The following is a 23,069-nucleotide window of genomic DNA, read 5'->3' on the forward strand; positions in this document are numbered from 1 at the left end:
CTCGCTGACGTGATCGGCCCAGCGTCCGCGCCAACGCTCCACCAGCTCGGTGCGGTTCCAGTCCCTGCCTTCGGGCCGAAGCTGTCCTCGCTCACCTTGTACATCGTCAGCATGACATCAGTATGACATGGGGTTTCGGCATTCCGTCCGCGTCCGCCCACGCCGTCGTCACTGGCGGGCAGAATGTGGTTGGGTGAATACCGCCCATATCACGGAACCACGACAAATTTCCCCTTATGCGCTCCGCTTTTTAATTCAGTAAGGGTAAGAGGAAGTGCATCGAAGGAGCGAACTTCGATGGGCGGCAATTGAAGTGCGCCAGTCTCAAGCATCTGGAACAACTCTGCACCAGCAGAGCGCCATTCTTGCCAGTCTTCGTCCGTGGCGTTTAGATGGACGCTGTTGAGCGCCACCTCATGCAGCGAGATAGCCGTGGTAAAGGCCGGCACCGGGTTTTCTTCGATCCGGTCCTGAATACAAACCAGATGTCCATTGTAACCGAGTATCGAAGCGAGCGCGCGGGCGTGCTTGCCGCTCACGGTATCGAAGATCGCATAAAGGCGGCGTGGCCCCAAGCTCTTCGCGAGTCTGTCGCACCAGTTCGGATCGCGATAGTCGAAGACTCCCGCGATGCCGAACGCTAGAAGCTTATCCTGATGGGCTGGAGCAGCCGTCACCCAAACGCGCCAGCCGCCGCGCACGGCCAGTTGCGCAAGGATGGAACCAACTGAGCCGCCGGCGCCAGTTACGAGAACATCCCGCGTCATCTGCCGAGGCACTTTCCGAAGGGCTTGCCAAGCCGTCAAACCGGGGCATGGCAATGCCGCCGCAACCACGTTTTCGACACCAGCCGAAACCGGAAGGATGCTCCTGCCGTCTATCCTGGTGAACTCTGCGAAACTGCCATCGCGTGCAAGAGACTGGTGATAAGCGACCCTTAAACCGATGGGCAGGCGGACGCCATCACCCGTAGCTGCGATGATGCCGACAGCATCGACACCGGGAACATGGCCGGCCGACCATGCCGCATGACCCCATTCGATCATCTTCCAGTCCACGGGATTGAGTCCAATGGCACGATTGGCGATCAGAACCTCACCGGGAGCCGGAATTGGCCGGGTGCGCATCTCCAGCCGCAGGCTCTGCGGTTCACCTTTATTGGGCCAAGCCCATACCTGATGCTTTTCGGGAAGCGATTGGGTCACGAAAACCTCTTGAGAATGACGAATTGTCATCTTCAAGAGATAGCGCCCGCAAAGATATGACGGTAGGATCATATCTCTGAAATCAGACATCAGGTTCACATGATATCCGATGCTCTCGATCCTGATTTGCTGCGCGCCTATGTGTCGGTCTGCCGGCTCGGTAGCCTTAGCCGTGCCGCCGAGCAGGCGGGACGCGCGCAATCGGCGCTCAGTATGCAAATGCGCCGACTGGAAGATTTGCTGGGGAAGCGTCTGCTGCGGCGCACCGGCCGGGGGGTAGTGCCAACCACGGACGGCGAACTTTTTCTCGGCTATGCGACGCGCATCCTCTCGCTCGGAGAGGAAGTCGTCGCCCGACTTGGCGAGCAGCCCGCCAGCGATCCGATTCGCATTGGGCTCGCCGAGGAGATCGCTATCATCGCGCTTCCAGAAGCATTGGGACAACTCCGCCGTGCTTGGCCCGATCTGCACCTCGATATCGTCGTAGACCATAGCATTGCCATTTCCGACCGTTGGCGAGAGGGAGAACTCGATCTGGCGGTTGCGACCTGTTCGTCCTTTGCCGGTGACGCTGCAGGAACTTGGGATGTCGAACTTCTCTGGATCGGAGGCATCGACTGCGAGCCCGATCCTGCGGTTCCCCTGGACATTATCGTTTATGCCGAGCCCTGTATTTGGCGCCGCCGAATGGTGGAGGCGCTGACTGAAATTGGTCGCGAGCATCGGGTCACGTTGACCAGCCAAAGCATCAGCGCCATCCGTGCAGGGGTAGAGAGCGGGCTCGGTGTCGCCCTGATGACCGCTGAATGTTTGCGGCCGGAGAAAATGCGCGTGCTGACCACCTCGGCTGGTGTGCCGCCGCCTCTCATCGTTCAGTATGGGCTCTATGCTCCCGACCGACCCAATGTGGTGACGAAAGCCGCCATCGAATTGTTGGCGCAAAGTCTCCAAGCGCGATGGAGCAACCTTCCATAGTCCTCCAAGAGAACTCATCAAGACAGATTGTATTCCCATCGGGACACCAAAACCTGTTCACTCGAACCCGCTGACTGGATGCGGCACATAGTCCGCCTCCAGCGCCGCGATCTCGTCGTCGCTCAACACGATCTCCAGCGCGGCTATGGCGTCATCAAGATGATGGGGTTTGGACGCGCCGACGATCGGCGCCGACACTTCGGGTTTGGCCAGAACCCAGGCGAGCGCAATCTGCGCCATCGGCACGCCGCGTAAGCGAGCAATGCGCTCGACGGCTCCGATCACGGCATTGTCCGCATCTCCCGTCGCCGCATAGAGCGAACGGCCAAAGACATCGCTCTCACTACGTTTCGTCTGCTTTCCGGCGGGGCGCGTCAGCCGACCACGGGCCATGGGACTCCACGGTATGAGGCCCACGCCCTGATCCTTGCAAAGAGGAATCATCTCGCGTTCTTCTTCCCGGTAGAGTAGGTTGACGTAGTTTTGCATGGCGACGAACCGGGTCCAGCCATTGGCCCGTGCCACGTCCTGTGCCTTGGCGAATTGCCATGCGAACATCGAGGAAGCACCGATATACCGTGCCTTGCCGGCCTTCACGATGTCATGAAGGGCCTCCATCGTCTCCTCGATCGGAGTCCCATAGTCCCAGCGATGAACCTGGTAGAGGTCAACGTAGTCCGTTCCGAGGCGTTTCAGGCTCGCGTCGATCTCGGTCATGATCGCCTTGCGGGAGAGGCCCTTGCGGTTGGGCGCGGCGCCGCCTTCAAGCATCCGCTCGGGGAAGAATACCTTGGTCGCGATGACGACCTCGTCGCGGTGGGCAAACTCCTTGAGTAGCTTGCCGACAATCATTTCGGATGTGCCGGCCGAATAGCTGTTGGCGGTATCGAAGAAATTGATCCCTTGTTCGACGGCCCGCTTGATGATTGGTCGGCTGTCATCTTCTCCAAGCGTCCAACTGTGGACGCCTGCGTCTGGAACACCGAAGGTCATGCATCCCAGGCAAAGCTGCGAGACATCAAGGCCGGTCGAGCCGAGTTTATTATATTCCATGAATTACTCCTGGGCGCGCGTTGCCGGTTTCGGCGTCATGCGGATGGGAAACCGTGCCGGTGTGCCGTCCAGACTGCCGCGAAGGTTGCGGCAAGCAGGCAAAGCAGCGTCGGCACAAAAGACTCGACACCGATCTTGTCGAGCAGCAAGCCGCCGATGATACCGCCACCCGCAATCGCCATATTCCAGGCGGTCACGAGCATGGATTGTGCGACATCGGCGGCATCGCCTGCGGTCTTGGCGAGCGCGGTCTGGAAAAGGGTGGCGGCGCCCCCGAAGGCAAGCCCCCAGATACCGACCGAACCGTAAATGACGGCAGGGATATCATTCCGGATGGCGAGCGCCAGTGTTGCAAGGCCGAATAGGGCGATGCTGGCCAACGTCAATTTGCGCAAGTGATGGTCGATCAGGACACCGATGATCCAGATGCTGACCAGTGACGCCACCCCGAAAACGAGAAGAATGAGGTCGGTTCGTTCCGCCATGCCGACAGCGGCGAGAAACGGCGTGATATAGGTATAGAGAATGTTGTGGGCGAGGACGAAAGCAAGCGTCACGAACAGCACCGGACGTACGCCCGCCATGCCGAATACGCGGTGGAGGGCATGGCGCTTGCCTGCCGCCTGCCCTGGAAAATCCGGTACCTTCGCAAGTACCCAGAAGACGAGGATCAATGTCAGGCCGCTCATCGACGCGAAGCAGGCTCGCCAACCGATAGCAGTGCCAACGAGAGTTCCCGCCGGAACACCCAGGGATAGTGCCAACGGGGTGCCAACCATGGCGACGGCGATGGCGCGGCCCTTCATATGCTCCGGCACCATGCGCGCCGCATAGCCGGCGATCAGCGCCCACAACAGTCCGGCCGAGACGCCAGCGATGAAGCGCGCCACCATCGTCAGAGCATAATTCGCCGAAAAAGCCGTCACGATATTGGCGACGGCGAAACCGATGATGGCGATCAGCAGCAAAGGGCGCCGCCGCATTCCTTGGGTTGCGGCCATCAGGGGAATGGCGGCGACAAGAGAGCCGATGGCATAGATGGTGACGAGTTGCCCCGCGAGGGCTTCCGAAATCGAAAGGCTTGCGCTGATCTGCGGCAGAAGGCCCGCCGGCAGGGCCTCGGTCAGGATGGTTATGAAACCGGCGACAGCCAATGCCAGCAGTGCGACAAAGGGAAATCGGTAAGAAGCACCAGGCTTGTACCCGGTATCACGGACGCATGTTGTTTCAGTTGTAGCTGTCATTGCCTCCGCCTGCATGAAAGAGCCGACGACGCTGGCCGGCTCCGGCACTAGCGCCGATCTTCCGGCCACGTATCTGGCATGAAAGATAAATATGCTGGCGGGATACGATAATAAGTCTATAATTCCGAACTTATTGGACAAATAAGTCCGCAATAGGTCGGCCATGGATAATTTCGGTTCCCTCAATGCCTTCGTCCAGGCAGCGGAAGCACGCAGCTTCACCACCGCTGGAAAACAGCTCGGCGTATCGTCTTCAGCCATCGGCAAAGCGGTCGCACGGCTGGAGGAGCGGTTGGGCGTGAGGCTTTTCCATCGTTCCACCCGCACCGTCACGTTGACGCCGGAGGGCACACTGTTTCTCGAACGCTGCCGTCGTATCTTCTGCGAGATCGAAGCGGCGGAACTTGAGCTGTCCCAGACCTTGAGCGAGCCGCGCGGCAAGCTGCGCGTCAGCCTGCCCCTGGTCGGCATGTTGATGATGCCGACACTCTGCGCTTTCATGCGGGCCTATCCCGATATCGAACTGGATCTCGACTTCACTGATCGGCTGGTCGATGTCATTGACGAAGGTTTCGATGCGGTGATCCGCACGGGAGAGGCTGGCGACTCCAGGCTTATGACGCGCGTGCTGGGCAGTTTCCGTTTCAAGCTGGTTGGCTCGCCGGCCTATTTTGCTGAACACGGCATCCCCGAAACACTTGCTGATCTCGCCTCCCATCGTGGGTTGCGCCATCGTTATCCCAGCACCGGTAAGCTGGAGGAATGGCCGCTGGTCGCGCGGCGGAACGGGGCTGTAGCGGAGCCGCCAACGGCTGCGACCACCAGCATTATCGAGCCGCTGGTCTATATGGCAGAACAGGGCCTCGGTATCGCCTGTTTGCCGGATTTTGCTATCCGTGAGCGAGTGGAAGTCGGCGCGCTCATCAGTGTGATGGAGGGGGCGGTTCGTCAGTCTTGCGTCTTTCGCATCCTCTGGCCTTCCAGCCGTCAGCTCTCGCCTAAAATCCGTGTCTTCGTGGATTTCATGGCAGAAAGGTTGTTCAGCATATTGCCTGACCAGGACGCAGGTTTGGTCAAATATTGAAGGTATCAGGCGGCTCACGCAGACCGACTCAGTGCGAAAGCAAAGTCGAGCATGCTCATTCCGCATAAGCGACGCCATAGTTCCCGCCGGTTCGCTTGATGCGCGCGAAACCGAGTTCGCCGAGATGCATACCGGCGATCAGCAGCCGCTCCGAGCTTACGAGGTCCAGCAGCCTCGTTCGTGTCGCGGCCGCGAGATGGGAATCCTGATCGAACGCGATCGTTACATCCGGGCGCGGAATCTGAATCTGGGGAAAATGGACACTATCTCCCCAGACCAGCAAATTCTGGCCGCCGGATTCGAGGCGATAGCCGGTATGTCCGTCCGTGTGGCCCGGAAGCGGAACCGCCGTCATGCCGGGAAGCACTTCACCGGCATCGAAGGTGCGCAGCCTGTCGCGATACTCGTTGAATGCCTGACGCGCCACGAGGAAGTTGCCATGGGCACGCTCGGGCGCGCGGCTCAGATTGCCGTCATCCTGCCAGAACGTGACTTCCCGATGGTGGGCGACAAGTTCGGCGTTCGGGAAGACGGCTTCTCCCGAGGCGTCCATCAGCCCTCCGACATGATCGGGATGGGCGTGCGTCAACAGGATCGCGTCGATGTCGGAAGGCTGGATGCCAGCGAGCGGCAGATTGGTTTTCAATCGGCCGCCCCACTGCTTGAAACCACCCGCTCCCGCATCGATCAGGACCGTGCGACCGCCTCCGCGCACAAGGTAGCAGTTGATATGGATCGCGGTGTGATCCTTTATCCCCGCATTTTCCTGCATACGGGAGGCATCGGCCGGATCGATATTCGCGAGGAAATCGAAACTGGCGTGCAGATAACCATCGCTGACTGCGGTGATTGTTAAGTCACCGACCTGTTGGCTGGGAAATACAAGAATAGACATCGTTTTCTCCAGGCATCAGTTCAATTTCGTGTGTGAATGTTCGACGCTGCATAGCCAAAGCAACGGATGCGTGCCGTGAGGCCGATATTGCCCTTAATGGCACCGTCCAGCCCTTCCATGAATCGTTCCATGACCGGCGGCGTCCGAAATGGCTCAAGGCGATATTGGATTTCCGCAAAGGCCGGGTGCCCCCGGCCGTGCCGAGCAGCGACATAGATGGTATGCACATTCAGCAATGCAGCCCGGAGAATGTCCGTGCAGAGTTCGGTGCATTGCTCCGTGAGTGCAGCGAGCGTTTCGTCCGGCGGCATCTTGTCTGCCGGGATGTAGATCGTGACATTCGGCATTGGGGGCCTACCGTGTCGTCTCGAAGGCAGTGTCATCGTCACTGGTCAATTGTGCCGTCATCGGCACATAGACATGGACATCTTCCGGTAGGTGCTCGATGTCAGGCGACTTGCTGCGCTCTACCTTGGCGAGCCAGCGATATTCCGGGAACTTCTCCATAGCGACCGCGTGCATCGCATATGGGGTGAGGCCCAACCGGATCAGAGGCTCGGGGCCTTGTGCGCTCAACGCCAGATATTCGCCCTCACCAATTGCCGGCGCTCGATCGACGCCGCCATAGAGGTTTCGATGCCAGTCGGTGATGTGCTGCTGCCAGCGCGCGAAATTGCCGCCGCCCTTTTGGCGGTATTCCTCACCCGTCAGGATGTCGAGGCCATCGATCGAATGAATGGCGAGATAGAGCGGGCAGCCACGGCTCAACGCCTTGAAACGCTGCGAGGTGTGGAAGCCGCTCACTGAAATGAGGGCTGGCAGTTTGTCCAGGTTATAAAACTCATTCCATTCCGCTTCGCTGCCAGGGTCGGCAAAGCGGCATTCCACCGTATAGATCATCGTATCACCTTCGACCGAAAGCACGGTGCTTCCCGCCTTGTCTATTGTTGATATTTTCTCATGATAAACCGCCAATCATCGCCTATATATCGACACTGGATCATGCTTCAGTGACCTAATATCAAGGTGGCGGCGGGTCGAACGCTAAACCAACCTGTCGGGAGCCGTCATGCGCCGCAAGATTCCCAGCAATTCCGCACTCATGGCGTTCGAGGCGTCGGCGCGTCATGGGAGCTTCGCTCGCGCTGCCGACGAACTGGCCCTGACCGAAGGGGCGATCAGCCGCCAGATCGGCCGGCTGGAAGCCTTTCTCGGTGTCACGCTATTCGAGCGGGTCGGCAATCGTGTCCGGCTTTTGCCGAATGGAGAGCGTTATGCGGCTCAGGTTCGCGAGTCACTCGACCGGCTGGAACGTGACAGTCAATATCTGATGGGGCAACCCAGCGACGGCGCGAGCCTCGACATTGCCACCATCCCGACCTTTGCGGCGCGCTGGCTCATTCCCCGCCTGGCACGGTTTCGGGAAGATCACCCGAATATCATCGTGCATCTTGCCGAACGGATGGAGCCTTTTGTGCTGGCGGGAAGCGGCTTCGACGCCGCGATCCATTTCGAGCATCCCGCATGGACGGGAATGAGAACGCACCGGCTGTTGCATGAGACGCTGGTTCCGGTTTGCCACCCGGCGCTTCTCGATAGAGGTGAAGGAACGGCATCCCTTGACGAGCTGCCACGTCTTCATCGACGCCAGAATCCGGATGCCTGGCAACGCTATGCGCAGGAAACCGGGATTGTGCTGACCAATCCTGCGGTTGGTGCTCGCTATGATCTTCACTCCATGCAAATCGAAGCTGCGTTGGCCGGCCTCGGCGTTGCGCTGGTGCCGCGAATCTATATCGAAACGGAGTTGGCGAAAGGTCGCCTGGTTGCACCTTGGCCTGATGGTGAGTCGATTTCCAAGATTTTTTGCCTCATCCTGCCGGAGCCGATACGATTGAGTGGCGGCCCTATCCAGATGTTCGCGAACTGGCTTCTCAAGGAAGTGCGATCGTCGAATCCAACACTATGAAATCGAATGGTTTACTTGCCTGTCTCTTCGGAGATGCTGTGCCGGAGCCATAGCCATGGAGTTATGCTCGGTAGATCGCGGCCCATAACTCCTGGCGGCTGTTGAGCCGACAGTCATCTTGGTCGATTCTGTCAACCAAGATGGCCGCTGCCGCTGATCGGAGGCTGGGCGTATTCGAGCCACATCGGTATGATCGAAATGACAAGTAAAGCGCCCAACAGGGCATTGAGAGCGTGCCATTGAGCGTCTGTCCGAAGAAGGCGGGAGAGCAACACGCCGGCTGCGCACCAAAGCGAGAGTGAAAGGATCGCCGCAGCGCCAAATGAAATTCCCAGGATAAGCGCGAGGTGGAATGGTTCATCTGCGAGCGAGGCAAAAGATGCGGCTGCCCCCAACGCCATCGCCCAACCTTTTGGGTTGTGCCAGACCAGCCAAACCGCGCCGGGAAAACTGGTCGGTTTGGCGATGCTTAAATGCAAGTGCGGCGGGCCGCTCCGCGCCATTTTCCACGCGAGCCATAGCAGGTAGAGCGAGCCGATAAGCTTCATAGCAAGCTGAAGCGACGGAAACGCCAGAATTACGCTCCCCAATCCGGCTGCTGCCGACGCGGCCATGGTGGCTAGACCCACGGCAATCCCACACATGAACGGCACGGAGCGGCGATAGCCGAAATGAGCGCCGGAAGCCGTGGCGAGGGTTGTAGCGCCGCCCGGCGTGGCCGTGGATACAATGACAAACAGAACGAGCGGCAGAAATTCAGTGACGGACATTCTGATCCCCAAGTTATTCGGGGAACTCTATTGTTGTTCGTGGCATAATTAAATCGCATGTTGTGCAGGGTATCCATTATGAGCCATAATGCACGGCATGGTCCGCAATCTCGATCTCACCCTGCTTCGCACCTTCGTTGCCGTCGCCGATCACACCAGCATGACGGCAGCCGGAAACGCCTTGAATCTTACGCAGAGCGCCGTCAGCCAGCAGATTGCCCGGCTGGAGGATTTGTCAGGCGCGTTGTTCGTTCGCGAACGACGCACTCTCCGCCTGACGCCGAATGGCGAGCGGTTGCTGGGAAAAGCGCGCAGACTCGTCGCGCTCAATGACGAGTTGTGGGCGGATATGGCGGAAGGGCCGATCGGCGGCCGCGTCCGTCTCGGCGCACCATATGACCTTGTGGGAACATGGCTGACCCCGATTTTGAAAACATTTTCGGAAGCCTATCCGAAGGTGGAAATCGAACTCGTCTGCCTTGCCTCTCCGGAGCTTCGGACGGCGATCACCAACGGCACAATCGACCTCGCCTTGGTCGAGGAGCCGGTGGATAACTCAAATGGGGAATGCCTGGCGATCGATTGCCTGGTTTGGGTCGGAGCAAAAGGGGGAGCGGCGCATCTCAAGACTCCGCTTCCGATTTCAATGGTTGCCGAAACGTGCGCCTTTCGTCCGGTTGTCTTGCAAGCTCTCGGTGAATGCGATCTTGCTTGGCGAACGATGTTCGAGAGCGGCAGCATTGATGCGACCCGCGCCACGATCCGCGCCGATCTGGCGGTAACGGCATGGTTGGCCTCGACGGTGCCAAATGATCTCGACATTCTGCCCTTCGGGGAGAACCTTCCTGAACTCCCGTCATTCGCAATCAATCTCTACCATGCGAAAGGGCAGCTTCCACGGGCCGCCAGCGAACTCACGCAGCAGATACGGCATGGCGTAAGCGGTTATTCTATTCCAAGCTCATAAAACTCGTAGCTGCAACCCACACTGCCGCCCCCACGTAACAGGGGCGGCCCCGGAAAATCGGACAGGGTGACAAGCTATCCCCGGCCTGGATAGGGACTGATGGGCAACGGTACGAGGAAACGGTATTCGGGTGAGTTCAAATCGCGGGTGGCTCTTGAGGCGATCCGTGGCGAGCAGACGCTGTCGGAACTGGCGTCGAAGCACGGTGTGCATCAGACGATGATCGCCCAGTGGAAGCGCCAGGCGATCGAGGGCATGGCTGCGGCCTTTTCGGGCAGCGACAGCGAGAAATTGGCGGCATAGCACACCGGGCAATAGCTTATTCAATCCGCAAATCTATCCGAACGAATGGGGCCACCTCTCATGCCGTGCGAAGGCTCAAGCGTCTTTGACGCAGGAGCCATTCGACGATCAGCAGAGCCAGCGCGACGAGCGCGATGGCGGCCCATGGTGTCGTGATTACGCCGGGGCCATTGACGAGAACGCCGCCGATGAATGAGGCGCCCGATATGCCGAGATTGAAGGCGGCGATATTGAAGCCCGAGGCTGTGCCGATGGCGTCGGGGGCTTCGATCGCGGCCGTCTTTACGACCCCCGCCTGCATGATCGGAGAGATCGCGAAGGCGAATACGCCCCAGACGAACAGATTCACGAAGATGCCGATGACATGGCTTGCCGTGAGCGGCAGGGCGGCCAGCGAGACGATCAGTCCGATCAGAACGATCCTGAGCGCAGGTTCGCTGCCGATCCGGTCGGCGAGCCTGCCTCCGAACAGATTGCCGATGACGGTGGCGACCCCGAACAGCATCAGCGCCAGGCTAACGGTCTCTTCGCTGACATGGGTTACGCCTGTCATCAGCGGCGAGAGATAGGTGAAGACGACGAAGGAACTGCCGAAGCCGAAAGTCGTCACGAGATACATGGCGAGCAGCCTTGGCTTGCCGAGGAGACCGAGTTGAGAGACCAGGCCGGTTGGCGGCGTATGCGGGATGGCCTTGGGCAGCCATGCCATCAACCCGGCCACGCTGATCGCTCCGAGCGCCGCGACCACCAGGAACGGCGCGCGCCAGCCCCAATGCTGGCCGACGAACGCCCCGAACGGCACGCCGACCACCATGGCGACGGTCAGTCCGGCGAACATCAGCGCGACGGCCTGCGACGAACGCGATTTGTCGACCAGCGACGTCGCGACGGTTGCGCCGATCGAGAAGAACACGCCATGGGCGATGCCGGTCACGATACGCCCGGCAAGCAACATGTCATAGCCCGGCGCAAAGGCGGCGATCAGATTGCCGAGGGTGAAAATCAGCATCAGGGTGATGGCGAGCGGGCGGCGCGGCAACCGGCCGGTCAGCGCCGTGACGGTCGGCGCGCCAAGCGTGATCGATAGCGCATACAGGCTGACGAGCAGGCCGGCAGTCGGGATGGATACGGAAAGATCCCGGGCCATTCCCGGGATCAGTCCGACGATGACGAATTCGGTGGTGCCGATGGCGAAGGCGGACACCGCGAGAGCGAAGAGACCGATTGGCATGCCTGTCTTCCTCGCTTAGGAAAGCAGCGTGGCGGCGGCCGCCTGCGCGATGATCTCATCAACTTCGACGGGTGCGCCGCCTATGCCGATGGCACCGATCACCGTGCCGGCCCTGTCGCGCAGCACGACACCGCCGCCGAAGCTGATGAGACCGCCATTGGTGTTTTCAAGCGTATAGATCGGGCCGCCGGGCTGAGCGGCCTGTCCGAGCTGAAGGCTGTCGGTCTGGAACAGCGCGGCGGTGCGCGCCTTCTTCTGGCTGACCTCGATCGGGCCGATGTTGGCGCCGTCCATGCGATGGAAGGCGACGAGATGGGCCGCGGCGTCGAGGATTGTGATGCAGACGGCAACGCCGCCTTTGGTGGCTTCGGCTGTCGCGGTCGCGATGAGGGATGTGGCGAGTTCGGAGTTCATCCGGCTTCCTCTCGTTGGACTGAAGGAAGCCAGGACAATATTCAGGAATGCGCTAAACAAAACAAGTGTTTTTTAAAAACGCCATATGTTCAATAATGCTGAACGCCCAGGCGCGGCGGCGTCGGACGGTATTCCTGTCGCCCGGCATTGCAGAGAATCGCGGCATTTGCGGGAATACCGCGATCAAATAATAAGCGTCTCGGTCAGGATGTCGATAAAGCGCCGGAGCTTGGTGGTCATGTACTGACCTGGCGGCCATAATATATTGAGATCGCGTGCCGGCGATTCATAGTCTTCGAGCACGGCGACGAGTCCCTTTGCAGCGATCGATCTCTTGACGAGAAAGTCGGGCAGGCAGGCGATACCGCAGCCGCTCTCTGCGAGGAATAAAAGCGATTCAATCGCGTTGCAGACGGTATGGTGGCTGAAAGTGCCGGCAGTGATCTTCCGCCAATCGGGAAGTGGCCATTCTTCGAACTTGCCGCTGGAGGGATATTTATAGAGAAGGCAGCTATGATTACTCAAATCCTGTGGCGTCCGTGGTGTTCCCCTGGCTTGAAGATATTTCGCGGAGGCGACCACCTGCATGCGAAAGGAGCCGAGATGTCGGCGGACAAGCCGGGAATCGTCAATGTCGCCGATCCGCACTGCCGCATCGAAGCCGCCTTCGACCAGATCCACAAAATGGTCGGAGAAATGAACATCCAGTTGCACGTTCGGATTGGTTGAAATGAATTCCTTGAGGATCGGGTTGAACAGGGGCCCGACCAGAGGCAGGGTGATCCGTAGAGGGCCGCTCGGTTCCTCGGAGATATGGTCGAGCTTCTGTTTGGCGATATGAAATTCCTCGAGAATATTGCGGCAGTGGTGAAGGAAAATTTCTCCTTCCGAGGTCAATGTCATGCTTCGGGTGGTGCGACGGAACAGAGTGACGCCGATGCTCCGTTCGAGCCTGGCAATGCTTTTGCCCACCGCCGAAGCCGATAGCCCGGTGGTTCGGGCGACATCGATGAAACTGAGCGTCTCGGCCGCTTTCACGAACAGGCTGATCCCGTAAATCGAATCCATCCGACAGTCTCCGGCACGCCCTTTGGGGCGTCATTGGTAACGGTTCATGATGTGTCATCGCGCACCCGTTCGATCGGGAGGCGCCTCCATGCGTTCATTATGGACATTTCTTCTATAATGAATGGAATGCAAGCTTATTTATCTTGTATCCAATGGCGTTATATCTCGGGATGAATTTGTTCATTCGCTTTCCAGGGACACAGACATGACAGAACAAACGACGTTTCCCCATGCCGGGAAAAAATACACGATCCGCTTCGAAAACGGACTGGAAGTAACGAATGCCTATTCGGCGGATGGAACGACCGTCTCTGTCGAATTTTTGTCGGGTGACCTGCTGGGGACACAGATGACAGTGCCATTTCGATGGACTGAACTGGCCGGCGGAAACTTCCTCCTGTCATGGCAAGAGGACGACAAATCGACGGTCGTTCACTGTGATAATTTCGAGCAGAAGATCTGCCGCGCTTTCTACACCATGATGAGCGGGGATTTTTACGTGATGGCCGGAGAAATTCTGTGAAGCGCAACATGGGTACTGTCGCAATTCCGATTGCGGTGCCTTACAGTGGACTGGTCTTGTTGCGTCATTGAACCTTCTCGGCCTCTCTCATCATCATCCAGGCAAGGTCCGTCAGCTTGTCGCGCGGCAGGCGGGTCGATGGTCCGCTCAAGCCGATGGCGGCCCGGACCTCGCCGTTTTCCCGCCAGGGAACGGCGACGCAGTGAAGACCTGGCTCATAGTTTTCGAGATCGAGCGCGAACCCGACCCTCTCGACCGCGTCGATCTGCGATTGGATATCCGGACCAAGCGCATCGGCGCGGGTCGCCAGCACACGCTTGCCGAGGCCCGGCATGAAGGCGAGGAAGACGAGGCCGATCGCTGATCCTTCAAGCCGCAGCCTGGCTTCACCGGGACTCGCTGTCCTCAGCATCCGGTCCGATTCGATAGCATCGAGATAATAGGTTTCGTCACCGCTCGGCACGGCAAGATAGACCGTCTCGCCCGTCTTCACCGCAATGGCCTCCAGCACCGGGCGCAGACGGGTCCGTAGCGCGCCGTCATCACCCGTGATCCGGGCAAGGTTCAGAATGCGCCCGCCCAGGTGATAGCGGGTATCGCCGACGCGCCGGCGGACATAGCCCAGCACGTCCAGCGTCTTGAGGATATTGTGTGCCGTCGTCTTGCCGATGCCGGTCCTCTCGGCGATATGCTTGAGAGAGGCCGCACCGCCCTCGCGGGCGATGATCTCCAGAATGGCGACGGCGCGCTCGATCGACTGGATCAACCGTCCTCCATTGTCTTCATTCTCCGGCAAGAGCACCTCCGCGAACAAGCCGCACGATCATAGCAGATTTTCAAGAATTTTCGGCGCTATTTCGGTCAGAAGTTCAACAATGTGGAATATTGGCGCATTTCCGTCGCCTCCGCGAATGCCGGTAGCCCCACCCAAGGAAAGAATAATGTGCGGCGCTTGCGCAGGCGCTCGGACTTACATTTCTTTTTCCCACCAGCCGCGGGTGTTCACGTCGGCGGCGTCGGCGAGGGCTTCCAACTCCGCGACCTCGTCGCCGGTGAGCGTCAAGCTGGTGGCCCGGACCAGGCCATCGACGTAGTCGGGCCTGGTGACGCCGATGATCGGCGTCGCGCCCTTGGCGATGGCCCAGGCCGTCGCGACATCGGGAGCTGCCGCACCGTGGCTTTGGCCGATCGAGGCGAGCTTGTCCGTCAGCGCCTGCAATTGAGGCAGCATGCCGTTGTAAGCCCGCGCCCGGTTGGTGCCTTCCGGCAGCGGGTTCTCCGGACTGTATCTGCCGGTCAGGGCGCCCTGTTCCAGAACCATATAGGCGAAGAACGGGATGCCGTGGCTGCGGCAATAATCCAGGATGCCGGCATCCTCGGAGCCGCGGTAAAGGAGACTATAGTGGTTCTGGATGGCCTCGACCCGGAACCCGGATTCTTCGAGAATCCGGTTGGCGCGCTTGATTTCGCTCAGGGTGTGATTCGAGACGCCGACATGTTTGACCTTGCCGCTCTTGAGCAACGGGATCAGGTAAGGCGTCCACCGTGCCACATCGGCTGGATTGTGAATCCAGTAGAGGTCGATGTAGTCGGTGCCGAGGCGTGCCAGGCTTTGCTCCAGCATGTCCGCTACCGGGTTATCCCCGGTGCCCGCGGCCTGCGGGGTGAATTTCGTGGAGAGCTGGTAGTCGCTGCGCGCGAAGCGCTTCAGCACGTCCCCGAGTACGGTTTCCGAACGGCCCATGCCGTACACCATGGCGGTATCCCACAGCGTGAAGCCGGCCGCATGCGCTTTGTCCGCGACCTCTTCCAGGTCAGCCCGGGTCAGGTGGCTGCCGAAATAGCCGTCGCCGGCCTCGCCGCTGTCGCCCCAGGCCCAGGTGCCCAGTGCGATCTGGGGAATTTTCAGGGTCTCGATTGTCATGGTCGCTCCATACTTGTTCCGCAGCCCGGTTCGCCGTGACCCGGGCGCTGGCGGCATTGTGATGCGCGGCGACGCCGAACCGTTAGCCCGATGCGCCGGGATTTCTGCCCGATCCTCCGGATGCCGCGTTTCGCATTGTCGCCTTTCCGCGCGCGTGCGATGGTCCGTCCTATGGAAACACTGGCCGAAATTTCTGCCGTGATTGCGAGGCACGTCTCGAAGGATGGCTTTCACGCCACCCCCATCGAACGTATGATATTTGTTCGATCCTCCACGGTCACGATGCCGATGCCGAATGTTTACCGGCCGCAACTGTGCCTCGTCGCGCAGGGGCAAAAGGAGGTCACGCTGGGCGACCGTGCGTTCAGATATGCGCCGGGCCGCTATGGGATCGTAACCCATGACCTGCCGGTGACGGGCCAGGTGGTCGAGGCGACGCCCGACAGGCCCTATCTCTGCCTGTATCTCGATTTCGATCCGGTCATGCTGGGCCAGTTGGCGTTGCGCGTGCCGCCTCCGCCGGGCGTGCCCGCTCCGCCCATAGGCAAGACGGTGTCCGACGCCGGTGCCGGACTGCTCGACGCGGTCCTGCGCCTGCTGCGTCTGCTCGACGATCCGGCGGCGCTGCCCGTGCTCGGGCCGCTTGCCGAGCAGGAAATTCTCTATCGCCTGCTTGCCGGCCCGGACGGCGCCAGGATGCGCCACATTACGTCCAGCCAGGGGCGGATGGCCCAGGTCGGCCGCGCCATCGCCTGGATCGGGCAGCACGTCCGGGAACGGTTCAGCATCGAACGGCTTGCCGCGGACGTGGGCATGAGTCCGTCGAGCCTGCACGCGCATTTTCGCGCCGTGACGGCGATGACGCCGCTGCAGTTCCAGAAGCAGCTCCGGCTGCAGGACGCGCGCAGCCTGATGCTGGTGGAGGACATCGACATCACGACTGCCGCCCTCCGCGTGGGGTATGAAAGCCCGTCGCAGTTCAGTCGCGAATATCGCCGCCACTTTGGAGAACCGCCGGCGCGCGACATAGCCCGCTTGCGCGCTTCGCCGGGCTTGACGGTGGTCGCCTGAGTTTCATTCACGCAGGATTGCTGAATAGATCGACGACGTTCTGTGGCGCATCCGTGCCAAAAAACTGATCCAGGTTTCGCGCGCTTGCAACGGCGACGCGCTTGCTCCGGCAAAACAATTCACGTTCGTAGGCAGCCAGCGCGGCGTCGCCGTCATCGGGATCGGCGACGATTGCGCGGGCCAGTTCGGCGGCGTCGAACATCGCCAGATTGGCGCCTTGGCCAGCGAAAGGGGACATCAAGTGCGCGGCGTCACCCAGCAAGGTCACGCCGGGCAGGCGTTCCCAGCGGTGATCCACCGGTAGAGGTGCGGGATGTGTCCAGGAGGCATGATTTATCAGTCGAACTTGACCAGGTCCTTAAAGATCAGGTGGCCCCAGCGATTGCCGCGCGCGTGCACAAGCAATCCGCCTTCTGAAAGTCCGCCGAGATTGATCGGCGCGAAACCGAGATTTTCCGCGAGCGCACCGATCTCGGCTGTCGCGCCGTCATCGTCGCCGGCCAGGAACACGACTCTCCTGCCGCCGTGCACGGCGGGGTCCTGGTCCAGGATGGCGGCGGCCAGGTGGTTGAAGCCTTTCACCAGCCTGGCTCCGGTGAACGCCTTCGCGACGACGGCAGAGGACGGGAGACCATCCAGTTCTTCAAGCGGGGCGAGGGTGTTCATCGTGTCGATGAGGGTCTTTCCCTTCCAGTCGGGCAGCGTCTTCGCGATCTCCGGGTGTGACTCGAAACGGACCGCCAGGAAGATGATGTCCGCCTTGACGGCGTCCGCCAGCGTTGCGGGGATGATCGTAGGGCCGATCGCGGCTGCATCGGATGCAAAGCACGCTGGATCGCGCGTGGTGGCGACGGATACTTCGATGCCCTTGCGGGCGAACGCCCTGGCGAGAGCATGGCCGATCTTGCCGAAGCCGATAATTGCGTAGCTCATTATGGTCTCCTTCGATTTTTTTCGGCGTGGTCAGAGCTTGTAGCCGCCGCTTGCCTCGATCGTCTGGCCCGTCACCCAATGGCCGTCATCGGAGGCCAGGAACGCCACGACGGCGGCGATTTCCGAGGGCTCGCCGAAGCGTCCCAGTGCGATTTGGGCCTCGACTGCCTTTACGAGTTCGGAATTCTGCCGGATGGCGGCATTCACGTCCGTTCGGGTGTAGCCCGGTGCCACGGCGTTCGCGGTAATTCCACGCGGCCCCAGCTCGATTGCCAGCGCATGGGTCAGAGTGTTGATCGCTGCCTTGGCCATCGAGTAGACGGGCGCGGCCGTCACGGGCTTCGTGGCGGCGGCGGAAGAGATGTTGATGATGCTTCCACCATCGGCAAGACGATCCAGCGCGGCCTGCACGATGAAAAAGGGCGCGCGGGCGTAGACCGCGATCAGGGTGTCCCAACGCTCCGGTGTTGCGTCCTGGAAGCCGACCCAGCCGGAATTGCCGGCGTTGTTGACCAGGATGTCGAGGGCTTTGTGTCCGTTGCGCCTGGTGAACTCGGCGTCCAGTCTCTCGAACAGGGCCGGGACGGTCGCCGGGTCAACGAGGTTCGCGTGGATCGCGAATGCAGTCCCTCCGGCTTTCTCGATGGCTGCGACCGCCTCGTCCGCGCCGGATTTGCTGGCGTTGTAGGTCAGCGCGACCGTCGCACCATCCTTTGCGAGACGTTCGGCGATGGCGCGGCCGATGCCCCGCGATGCCCCGGTAACGAGCGCGGTTTTTCCTTCAAGCGGGTGTGCCATTTCGTTTTCTTCCGTGGATGGAGTGATCGGCCGGGCGCGGTGCGTCAGATCTGCGCCAGGCCGCCGTCGGCGGCGACCTCGCTGGCGGTCATGAAGCTGCTGTCCTGCGACGCGAGAAAGGCGGCCACCGCCCCGATCTCCGCCGGATCGGCCATGCGCTGGAGCGGATTCATCGAGGCGAAGACCTTCATGCCCTCCTCGCCCAGCGCGTCCTTCGCGAGTTCGGTCGCCGTCGGCCCGGGCGACAATACGTTGACCCGGATGCCGGTGCCCTTCAGGTCCTCCGCCCAGGTCCGCGCGAGGTTGCGCACTGCCGCCTTGCTCGCGCTGTAGGCGCTGAACTCCGGGGCGCCCGTGGTGCCGGCGCTCGATCCCGTCAGGATGATCGAACCGCCCGGCCCCATCAGCGGCAGTGCCTTCTGGACCGTGAAGATCGTACCCTTCACGTTGGTGTCGAAGATTTCGTCGATGTGCGCGGCGGTGATCTCGCCGAGCGGAAGCGGGCTTCCCGCGCCGGCATTGGCGAAGACGATGTCGAGGGTTCCGCGTTCGGCCTTCACCGCCGCGTAGAGGCGGTCGAGGTCGGCCAGATCGGTGACCGAGCCCTTCACCGCGCGGGCATCGGGTCCGAGGTCGGCCACGGCGGCGTCGAGCGCTGACTGCCGGCGGCCGAAGATGAAGACGAGGGCGCCTTCCTCGATGAAGCGCCTTGCCGCGCCGAGGCCGATGCCGGTAGCGCCTCCGGTGACGACTGCAACCTTACCCTCAAGCTTTCTCATGGCTTTTCCCTTCGGCGTGTCGGGCAGCGCCTCTGTTGTCATTTGCGGGCGTGCGCTGTATTTTTAATGGATCGCCGATCCATTTATATGGATCACTGATCCGATTATCAAGGCAATCCATGCGAGCCGACGCAAAAAAAAATCGCAGCCAAATTCTCACGGTCGCGCGTGACGTCGTCACCGAGCACGGTGCCGACGTGTCGATGCGCGATATCGCTCGCCGGGCCGGCGTCGGGTTGGCCACGCTGCTTCGTCATTTCCCGACGCGGGAAGCCCTGTTCGAAGCGTTGCTGTGTACCAATCTGGACGCGCTGGCGCAGAAGGCAGACGACCGCGAAACGTCGATTTCGGCGGATGACGCACTTCTGTCCTGGTTTCGGGAATTGGTGGCATTCGCCCAAAGCTATCGGGGCGTTGTCGCCATGATGGCGGCCGCCCACGCGAACCCGGACTCCGCTCTTTATGCTTCATGCGCAGCCGTGCATTCGGCAGGCGCGCGACTGCTGCTCCGTGCGCAGGAGGAGGGAACGGCGCGCGCCGATATGAATGGGGACGACCTGTTCGCCCTGGTCACGGCTCTCGGCTGGGCGGTTGACCAACCCTCATTCGCGTCGCGGGCGGATCATCTCGTTCACCTTATTACGAGCGCCATCCTGACAAATCGGCCCGGAAACGATGCCGGGAAGGCGACGCCTTGAATCAGACCGGCGTCGGATGGTGGCAATGCGCCTGAGACGGCTCTCAACGCTTTGACGGTCGCCATGGCGCGATCGAGCTGGCGCCGGAGGGGGGGATCCCGGCCGGTCGCTCTGATCAGCGGCGGCACACCGCCGCCACGATGTCGCGCAGCCAGCGGTGGGCCGGGTCGGCGGTCATGCGCGGATGCCACATGGCCGATATCATGATCTCGGGCGTTGGAACCGGCAGTGGGAACGTGACCAGGCCGTCGCCGATCGCGGCATCGCTGGACGGGTCGACGCCGAGGCATGATTGGGGGACGAGCGCGACCAGATCGGACCGACGCGCGATGCGCAGCGCATCGGGGAAGCCCGGCATGATCGCGACGATCCGGCGGTGAAGCCCCAGCGCCGCCAGGGCCGTGTCGACCGGGCCCGTGGCGATGCCCCTGCGCGAGACCACGACATGCCTGCAGGCCGCATAGCGCTGCGGGGTTATGGCGGCCGACAGCAGCCGATGTCCTGCCGCCGTCACGCCCACGAACGTGTCGCGGAAGAGAAAATGGGTGCGCACTTCCGGTGCGAACGCACCAGGCACGCCGATTTCGAGGTCGATCTCTCCTTCCCGGAGCGGGGTGGCGTCCTTGACCGGCTTGGGCGCGAACCGCAGGCGGACATGGGGCGCCGCCTCGGTGACGGCGGTCACCAGGGGGGCCGCGAACAGCCCGACGAACCCTTCATTGGCGCGGATGGTGAATGTTCTGTCGAGTGTGGCGACGTCCAGCCGATCGGTCCGCGGACTGAGGACCGCCTGCACCGCGCGCGTCATGTCATGAACCCGGGTGCGCAGTTCGGCCGCGTGGGGTGTCGGCACGAGGCCGCGCCCGGCACGCACGAGCAACGGATCGCCTGTCGCGGAGCGCAGCCGCGCGAGCGTGCGGCTCATGGCGGAAGAGCTGAGGCCCAGGCGGCGTGCGGCACCGGTCACGCTGCCCTCGGCCAGGAGGGCGTCGAGTGCGGGAAGCAGGTTCAGATCGATATCGCCCATGGCTGGATACTCGCCGGTTCAATCCTTTGGACATGGCGTCTGATGCAATCATAATGTGCATCCTGTGCGTCTGGCGCCGCCCGTGCGGGGGAAACATATTCGCTGCGGACATCATCAGGCGAGAGCTGTTTCCATGACCCCCACCACATTTCATGACGCGCCGGGCTCGGTTCTGCTTATCGGCGCGTCGCGCGGCCTTGGCCATGCCATGGCGGCCGAGTTCCTGAAGAAGGGATGGACCGTCGTCGGGACGGTACGCGGCATGGGCCGGACCCTGCTGCACGACCTGGCGGATGCCCATGGCGACCGCGTCGAGATCGCGCAGCTCGACATGACCGAGCCGGATCAGATCATGGCGCTGCGGCACCGCCTTGCCGGACGCCGCTTCGATATCCTGTTCGTCAATGCGGGCACTGCCAATGCCGACCCGCGAGAGACCATCGGGAAGACGTCGACGGAGGAGTTCGTCCGCGTGATGGTCACCAATGCGTTGAGTCCGATGCGTGTGGTCGAGGGATTGCAGGATCTCGTCTCGCCGGCCGGCACGATCGGCGTCATGTCGTCGGGACAGGGGAGCATCGCCAACAACACCCATGGCGGCCGCGAGGTCTATCGCGGGAGCAAGGCGGCGCTCAATCAGTATATGCGCTGCTATGCGGCCCGCCATGCGGGCGAGCCGCGCGCCCTGGTGCTGGTGGCGCCGGGGTGGATTCGCACGGAGCTGGGCGGGCCCGATGCGCCGCTCGGCCTGGAGGAGACCGTTCCGAAGATCGTGGACATGGTCCTCGCGCAGCGAGGCAGGCCCGGTCTGCGTTATCTGGATCGCGAGGGGCGTGCCGTTCCGTGGTGAACGGCGCCGTGGTGTCCTTGATCGGCTGGGGCACCTTTCGGCCATCTCCGATGGAACCAAAGCCAGGCGGACGGCCGGCTGCTGATCCAGCCTTCGAGATGGCGGTTGATCGCCGACATGATGGAGACTTCGTCTTCCTTCTGGTTGCCCGACAAGGAGATCCTGAGCGCAGGTTCGCAAACAAGACGAAAACGCGCAGGGTCGATGCGCACGATGCTTACTGGAACGATGTTTCTTTCAAAGCGTAATGCGAGATGGGCGATCGCCGGCGCGGTCCATGCCGGGCTTCCAAAAAAGGGGATCTTTATCCCGTCGTTCATTTTCTGGTCGACCAGAAACCCGACCGTTCCGCCGGCGGACAGATGCGCGATGATGGCTCTGGCCCCCTGACGTCCCTTGGGAAACATTTTGGTTCCGGAACCGGCGCGTTCCCTGATGCCCTGAATCAACCTGTCGATAACGGGATTGCTGGTCCTGCGGTACACGCCGGCCACGGGCAGGCCAAGTGCGCCGGCGATGGGGAGGATCATTTCCCAATTTCCCAAATGCGCCGAAAAGAAGAGCGGTGGATTTCCCCCTTGCCATGCCTGTGCGATACATTCTTCCCCGACGATCTCCCAGCCGGGACCGTCCTGGGTACGGCCAAGATTCGGCAGGTGCGGGAATTCGGCGACGACACGACCCAGATTGTCCCACGCGTCACGCATGAGTGCGTCGCGAGACGATTCTGCCATTTCCGGAAATGCGATTCTGAGATTATCCAGCGCTATACGGGAAACGGAAAGCACAGGACCGACGGTCCGTGCGAGCATCGCGCCGAGATCGGAACACCGCGCGGGCCCGAGATATTGGAGCGCGCGGATGGTGCCGCTCAACACCAGACCTTGCACGCCATGCAACAACCGAACAAGGCCGGCCTGGCGGTTTCCGGAGCGCCGCGGGTATTCAGGACGCTGCAATGCTCTCGATATGTGGGCGTTCACGACGGACGTCTCTCCGCTGGAATTCGCTGAAGCCGGGTGTTGTCCGCGGCGATATTGCCTGGCTCCCCCTGCCGTTTGATGTCGTCTTCCTTTCCGTGCGGCGAGATTGTGTATCGCTTGACACAAACACGACGCAGTCTGACATCGTTTGAGAGCGATCTCCTGGTAGCATGGCGCCATGACGGACATGAGCCCTCTACCCCTTCGTGAACGATGGCGGCGATATTTTCTCTTTCTGCCGACTCCGTTGTGCGAACGCCGCAGGTACAAGACCGGCGTTCCGGAGCGCTGAGCCGCCGGATATC

The 23,069-nt window shown here is 61.2% G+C and carries 26 protein-coding genes and 1 pseudogene; 9 read left to right on the forward strand and 18 right to left on the reverse strand.

What is annotated here, in order from left to right:
- Positions 1-209: 209 nt before the first annotated feature.
- Positions 210-1,295, reverse strand: coding sequence for a zinc-binding dehydrogenase (locus AAC691_RS21900; protein ID WP_342630307.1), 1,086 nt, complete (start codon positions 1,293-1,295; stop codon positions 210-212).
- A gap of 9 nt (positions 1,296-1,304) precedes the next feature.
- Here AAC691_RS21900 and AAC691_RS21905 point away from each other — a divergent pair, with 9 nt between their 5' ends.
- Positions 1,305-2,180, forward strand: coding sequence for a LysR family transcriptional regulator (locus tag AAC691_RS21905; protein ID WP_342628469.1), 876 nt, complete (start codon positions 1,305-1,307; stop codon positions 2,178-2,180).
- Between the two features lie 57 nt (positions 2,181-2,237).
- Here the strand turns inward: AAC691_RS21905 and AAC691_RS21910 are convergent, their stop codons facing one another.
- Positions 2,238-3,233: an aldo/keto reductase gene (locus AAC691_RS21910; protein ID WP_342628470.1), complete on the reverse strand. Its 996-nt coding sequence runs from the start codon at positions 3,231-3,233 to the stop codon at positions 2,238-2,240.
- Between the two features lie 35 nt (positions 3,234-3,268).
- A complete protein-coding gene (locus AAC691_RS21915; protein ID WP_342628471.1) occupies positions 3,269-4,642 on the reverse strand; it encodes an MFS transporter in 1,374 nt (457 codons plus the stop codon).
- Between AAC691_RS21915 and AAC691_RS21920 the strand changes: the two genes are divergently transcribed.
- Positions 4,641-5,561 (forward strand): LysR family transcriptional regulator, encoded by a 921-nt coding sequence (locus AAC691_RS21920; protein WP_342628472.1) that lies wholly within the window; start codon positions 4,641-4,643, stop codon positions 5,559-5,561. The genes AAC691_RS21915 and AAC691_RS21920 overlap by 2 nt on opposite strands.
- Positions 5,562-5,616: 55 nt before the next feature.
- On the opposite strand, the gene AAC691_RS21925 is transcribed toward AAC691_RS21920, so the two are convergent.
- From AAC691_RS21925 to AAC691_RS21935, 3 genes are read right to left on the reverse strand one after another with little or no spacing between them, the layout of a single operon-like run.
- A complete protein-coding gene (locus AAC691_RS21925; protein WP_342628473.1) occupies positions 5,617-6,456 on the reverse strand; it encodes an MBL fold metallo-hydrolase in 840 nt (279 codons plus the stop codon).
- A 20-nt stretch (positions 6,457-6,476) separates the two neighbouring features.
- Positions 6,477-6,803 carry a hypothetical protein gene (locus AAC691_RS21930; RefSeq protein ID WP_342628474.1) on the reverse strand — a complete coding sequence of 109 codons (327 nt, stop codon included), beginning with the start codon at positions 6,801-6,803 and terminating at the stop codon, positions 6,477-6,479.
- A gap of 7 nt (positions 6,804-6,810) precedes the next feature.
- Complete coding sequence (locus tag AAC691_RS21935) at positions 6,811-7,356, reverse strand: sugar ABC transporter (protein WP_342628475.1); 546 nt, start codon at positions 7,354-7,356, stop codon at positions 6,811-6,813.
- Between the two features lie 169 nt (positions 7,357-7,525).
- Here AAC691_RS21935 and AAC691_RS21940 point away from each other — a divergent pair, with 169 nt between their 5' ends.
- Positions 7,526-8,425 carry a LysR substrate-binding domain-containing protein gene (locus AAC691_RS21940; RefSeq protein WP_342628476.1) on the forward strand — a complete coding sequence of 300 codons (900 nt, stop codon included), beginning with the start codon at positions 7,526-7,528 and terminating at the stop codon, positions 8,423-8,425.
- Positions 8,426-8,556: 131 nt separating this feature from the next.
- On the opposite strand, the gene AAC691_RS21945 is transcribed toward AAC691_RS21940, so the two are convergent.
- Positions 8,557-9,195 carry a LysE family translocator gene (locus tag AAC691_RS21945; protein ID WP_342628477.1) on the reverse strand — a complete coding sequence of 213 codons (639 nt, stop codon included), beginning with the start codon at positions 9,193-9,195 and terminating at the stop codon, positions 8,557-8,559.
- 97 nt (positions 9,196-9,292) lie between these two features.
- Here AAC691_RS21945 and AAC691_RS21950 point away from each other — a divergent pair, with 97 nt between their 5' ends.
- Together AAC691_RS21950 and AAC691_RS21955 are read left to right on the forward strand one after the other, a co-directional pair.
- The gene (locus AAC691_RS21950) at positions 9,293-10,162 is read left to right on the forward strand and encodes a LysR substrate-binding domain-containing protein (RefSeq protein WP_323990726.1); all 870 of its coding nucleotides are present in this window, start codon (positions 9,293-9,295) and stop codon (positions 10,160-10,162) included.
- 99 nt (positions 10,163-10,261) lie between these two features.
- Positions 10,262-10,438 (forward strand): annotated as a pseudogene (locus AAC691_RS21955) (transposase); the annotation flags it as partial.
- A gap of 85 nt (positions 10,439-10,523) precedes the next feature.
- On the opposite strand, the gene AAC691_RS21960 reads toward AAC691_RS21955, so the two are convergent.
- The 3 genes from AAC691_RS21960 to AAC691_RS21970 all read right to left on the reverse strand — a co-directional run bounded on the left by AAC691_RS21960 (position 10,524) and on the right by AAC691_RS21970 (position 13,178).
- Positions 10,524-11,696: an MFS transporter gene (locus AAC691_RS21960; RefSeq protein WP_342628478.1), complete on the reverse strand. Its 1,173-nt coding sequence runs from the start codon at positions 11,694-11,696 to the stop codon at positions 10,524-10,526.
- 15 nt (positions 11,697-11,711) lie between these two features.
- A complete protein-coding gene (locus tag AAC691_RS21965) occupies positions 11,712-12,110 on the reverse strand; it encodes a heme-binding protein (RefSeq protein ID WP_342628479.1) in 399 nt (132 codons plus the stop codon).
- Positions 12,111-12,293: 183 nt separating this feature from the next.
- Positions 12,294-13,178: a LysR family transcriptional regulator gene (locus tag AAC691_RS21970; RefSeq protein WP_342628480.1), complete on the reverse strand. Its 885-nt coding sequence runs from the start codon at positions 13,176-13,178 to the stop codon at positions 12,294-12,296.
- 205 nt (positions 13,179-13,383) lie between these two features.
- Here AAC691_RS21970 and AAC691_RS21975 point away from each other — a divergent pair, with 205 nt between their 5' ends.
- Positions 13,384-13,701 carry a MoaF-related domain-containing protein gene (locus tag AAC691_RS21975; protein ID WP_342628481.1) on the forward strand — a complete coding sequence of 106 codons (318 nt, stop codon included), beginning with the start codon at positions 13,384-13,386 and terminating at the stop codon, positions 13,699-13,701.
- A gap of 64 nt (positions 13,702-13,765) precedes the next feature.
- Here the strand turns inward: AAC691_RS21975 and AAC691_RS21980 are convergent, their stop codons facing one another.
- Positions 13,766-14,497 carry an IclR family transcriptional regulator gene (locus tag AAC691_RS21980; protein ID WP_342628482.1) on the reverse strand — a complete coding sequence of 244 codons (732 nt, stop codon included), beginning with the start codon at positions 14,495-14,497 and terminating at the stop codon, positions 13,766-13,768.
- A gap of 174 nt (positions 14,498-14,671) precedes the next feature.
- On the reverse strand, positions 14,672-15,625 hold the full coding sequence (locus AAC691_RS21985) for an aldo/keto reductase (protein WP_342628483.1): 954 nt from the start codon (positions 15,623-15,625) through the stop codon (positions 14,672-14,674).
- A gap of 171 nt (positions 15,626-15,796) precedes the next feature.
- On the opposite strand from AAC691_RS21985, the gene AAC691_RS21990 reads away from it, so the two are divergent.
- Positions 15,797-16,696, forward strand: a complete 900-nt coding sequence (locus tag AAC691_RS21990; protein ID WP_342628484.1) for an AraC family transcriptional regulator — start codon at positions 15,797-15,799, stop codon at positions 16,694-16,696.
- Between the two features lie 7 nt (positions 16,697-16,703).
- Here AAC691_RS21990 and AAC691_RS21995 read toward each other — a convergent pair whose 3' ends face one another.
- The 4 genes from AAC691_RS21995 to AAC691_RS22010 all read right to left on the reverse strand — a co-directional run bounded on the left by AAC691_RS21995 (position 16,704) and on the right by AAC691_RS22010 (position 19,206).
- Positions 16,704-16,964: an FAD-dependent oxidoreductase gene (locus tag AAC691_RS21995; protein ID WP_408906032.1), complete on the reverse strand. Its 261-nt coding sequence runs from the start codon at positions 16,962-16,964 to the stop codon at positions 16,704-16,706.
- 68 nt (positions 16,965-17,032) lie between these two features.
- Positions 17,033-17,629, reverse strand: coding sequence for an NADPH-dependent F420 reductase (locus AAC691_RS22000; RefSeq protein WP_342628485.1), 597 nt, complete (start codon positions 17,627-17,629; stop codon positions 17,033-17,035).
- A 30-nt stretch (positions 17,630-17,659) separates the two neighbouring features.
- On the reverse strand, positions 17,660-18,427 hold the full coding sequence (locus tag AAC691_RS22005) for an SDR family oxidoreductase (RefSeq protein ID WP_342628486.1): 768 nt from the start codon (positions 18,425-18,427) through the stop codon (positions 17,660-17,662).
- Positions 18,428-18,471: 44 nt separating this feature from the next.
- Positions 18,472-19,206: an SDR family oxidoreductase gene (locus AAC691_RS22010; protein WP_342628487.1), complete on the reverse strand. Its 735-nt coding sequence runs from the start codon at positions 19,204-19,206 to the stop codon at positions 18,472-18,474.
- A gap of 119 nt (positions 19,207-19,325) precedes the next feature.
- On the opposite strand from AAC691_RS22010, the gene AAC691_RS22015 reads away from it, so the two are divergent.
- The gene (locus AAC691_RS22015) at positions 19,326-19,904 is read left to right on the forward strand and encodes a helix-turn-helix domain-containing protein (RefSeq protein WP_342628488.1); all 579 of its coding nucleotides are present in this window, start codon (positions 19,326-19,328) and stop codon (positions 19,902-19,904) included.
- Between the two features lie 115 nt (positions 19,905-20,019).
- On the opposite strand, the gene AAC691_RS22020 is transcribed toward AAC691_RS22015, so the two are convergent.
- On the reverse strand, positions 20,020-20,931 hold the full coding sequence (locus AAC691_RS22020; protein ID WP_342628489.1) for a LysR family transcriptional regulator: 912 nt from the start codon (positions 20,929-20,931) through the stop codon (positions 20,020-20,022).
- A 133-nt stretch (positions 20,932-21,064) separates the two neighbouring features.
- On the opposite strand from AAC691_RS22020, the gene AAC691_RS22025 reads away from it, so the two are divergent.
- Entirely contained in the window at positions 21,065-21,781 is a 717-nt protein-coding gene (locus AAC691_RS22025) for an SDR family oxidoreductase (protein WP_342628490.1), read from the forward strand.
- Here the strand turns inward: AAC691_RS22025 and AAC691_RS22030 are convergent.
- The gene (locus tag AAC691_RS22030; protein ID WP_342628491.1) at positions 21,745-22,764 is read right to left on the reverse strand and encodes a lauroyl acyltransferase; all 1,020 of its coding nucleotides are present in this window, start codon (positions 22,762-22,764) and stop codon (positions 21,745-21,747) included. The two genes, AAC691_RS22025 and AAC691_RS22030, sit on opposite strands and share 37 nt — an antisense overlap.
- Positions 22,765-23,069: the final 305 nt, after the last annotated feature.

This window comes from Nguyenibacter vanlangensis (assembly GCF_038719015.1).
Lineage (GTDB): Bacteria > Pseudomonadota > Alphaproteobacteria > Acetobacterales > Acetobacteraceae > Gluconacetobacter > Gluconacetobacter vanlangensis.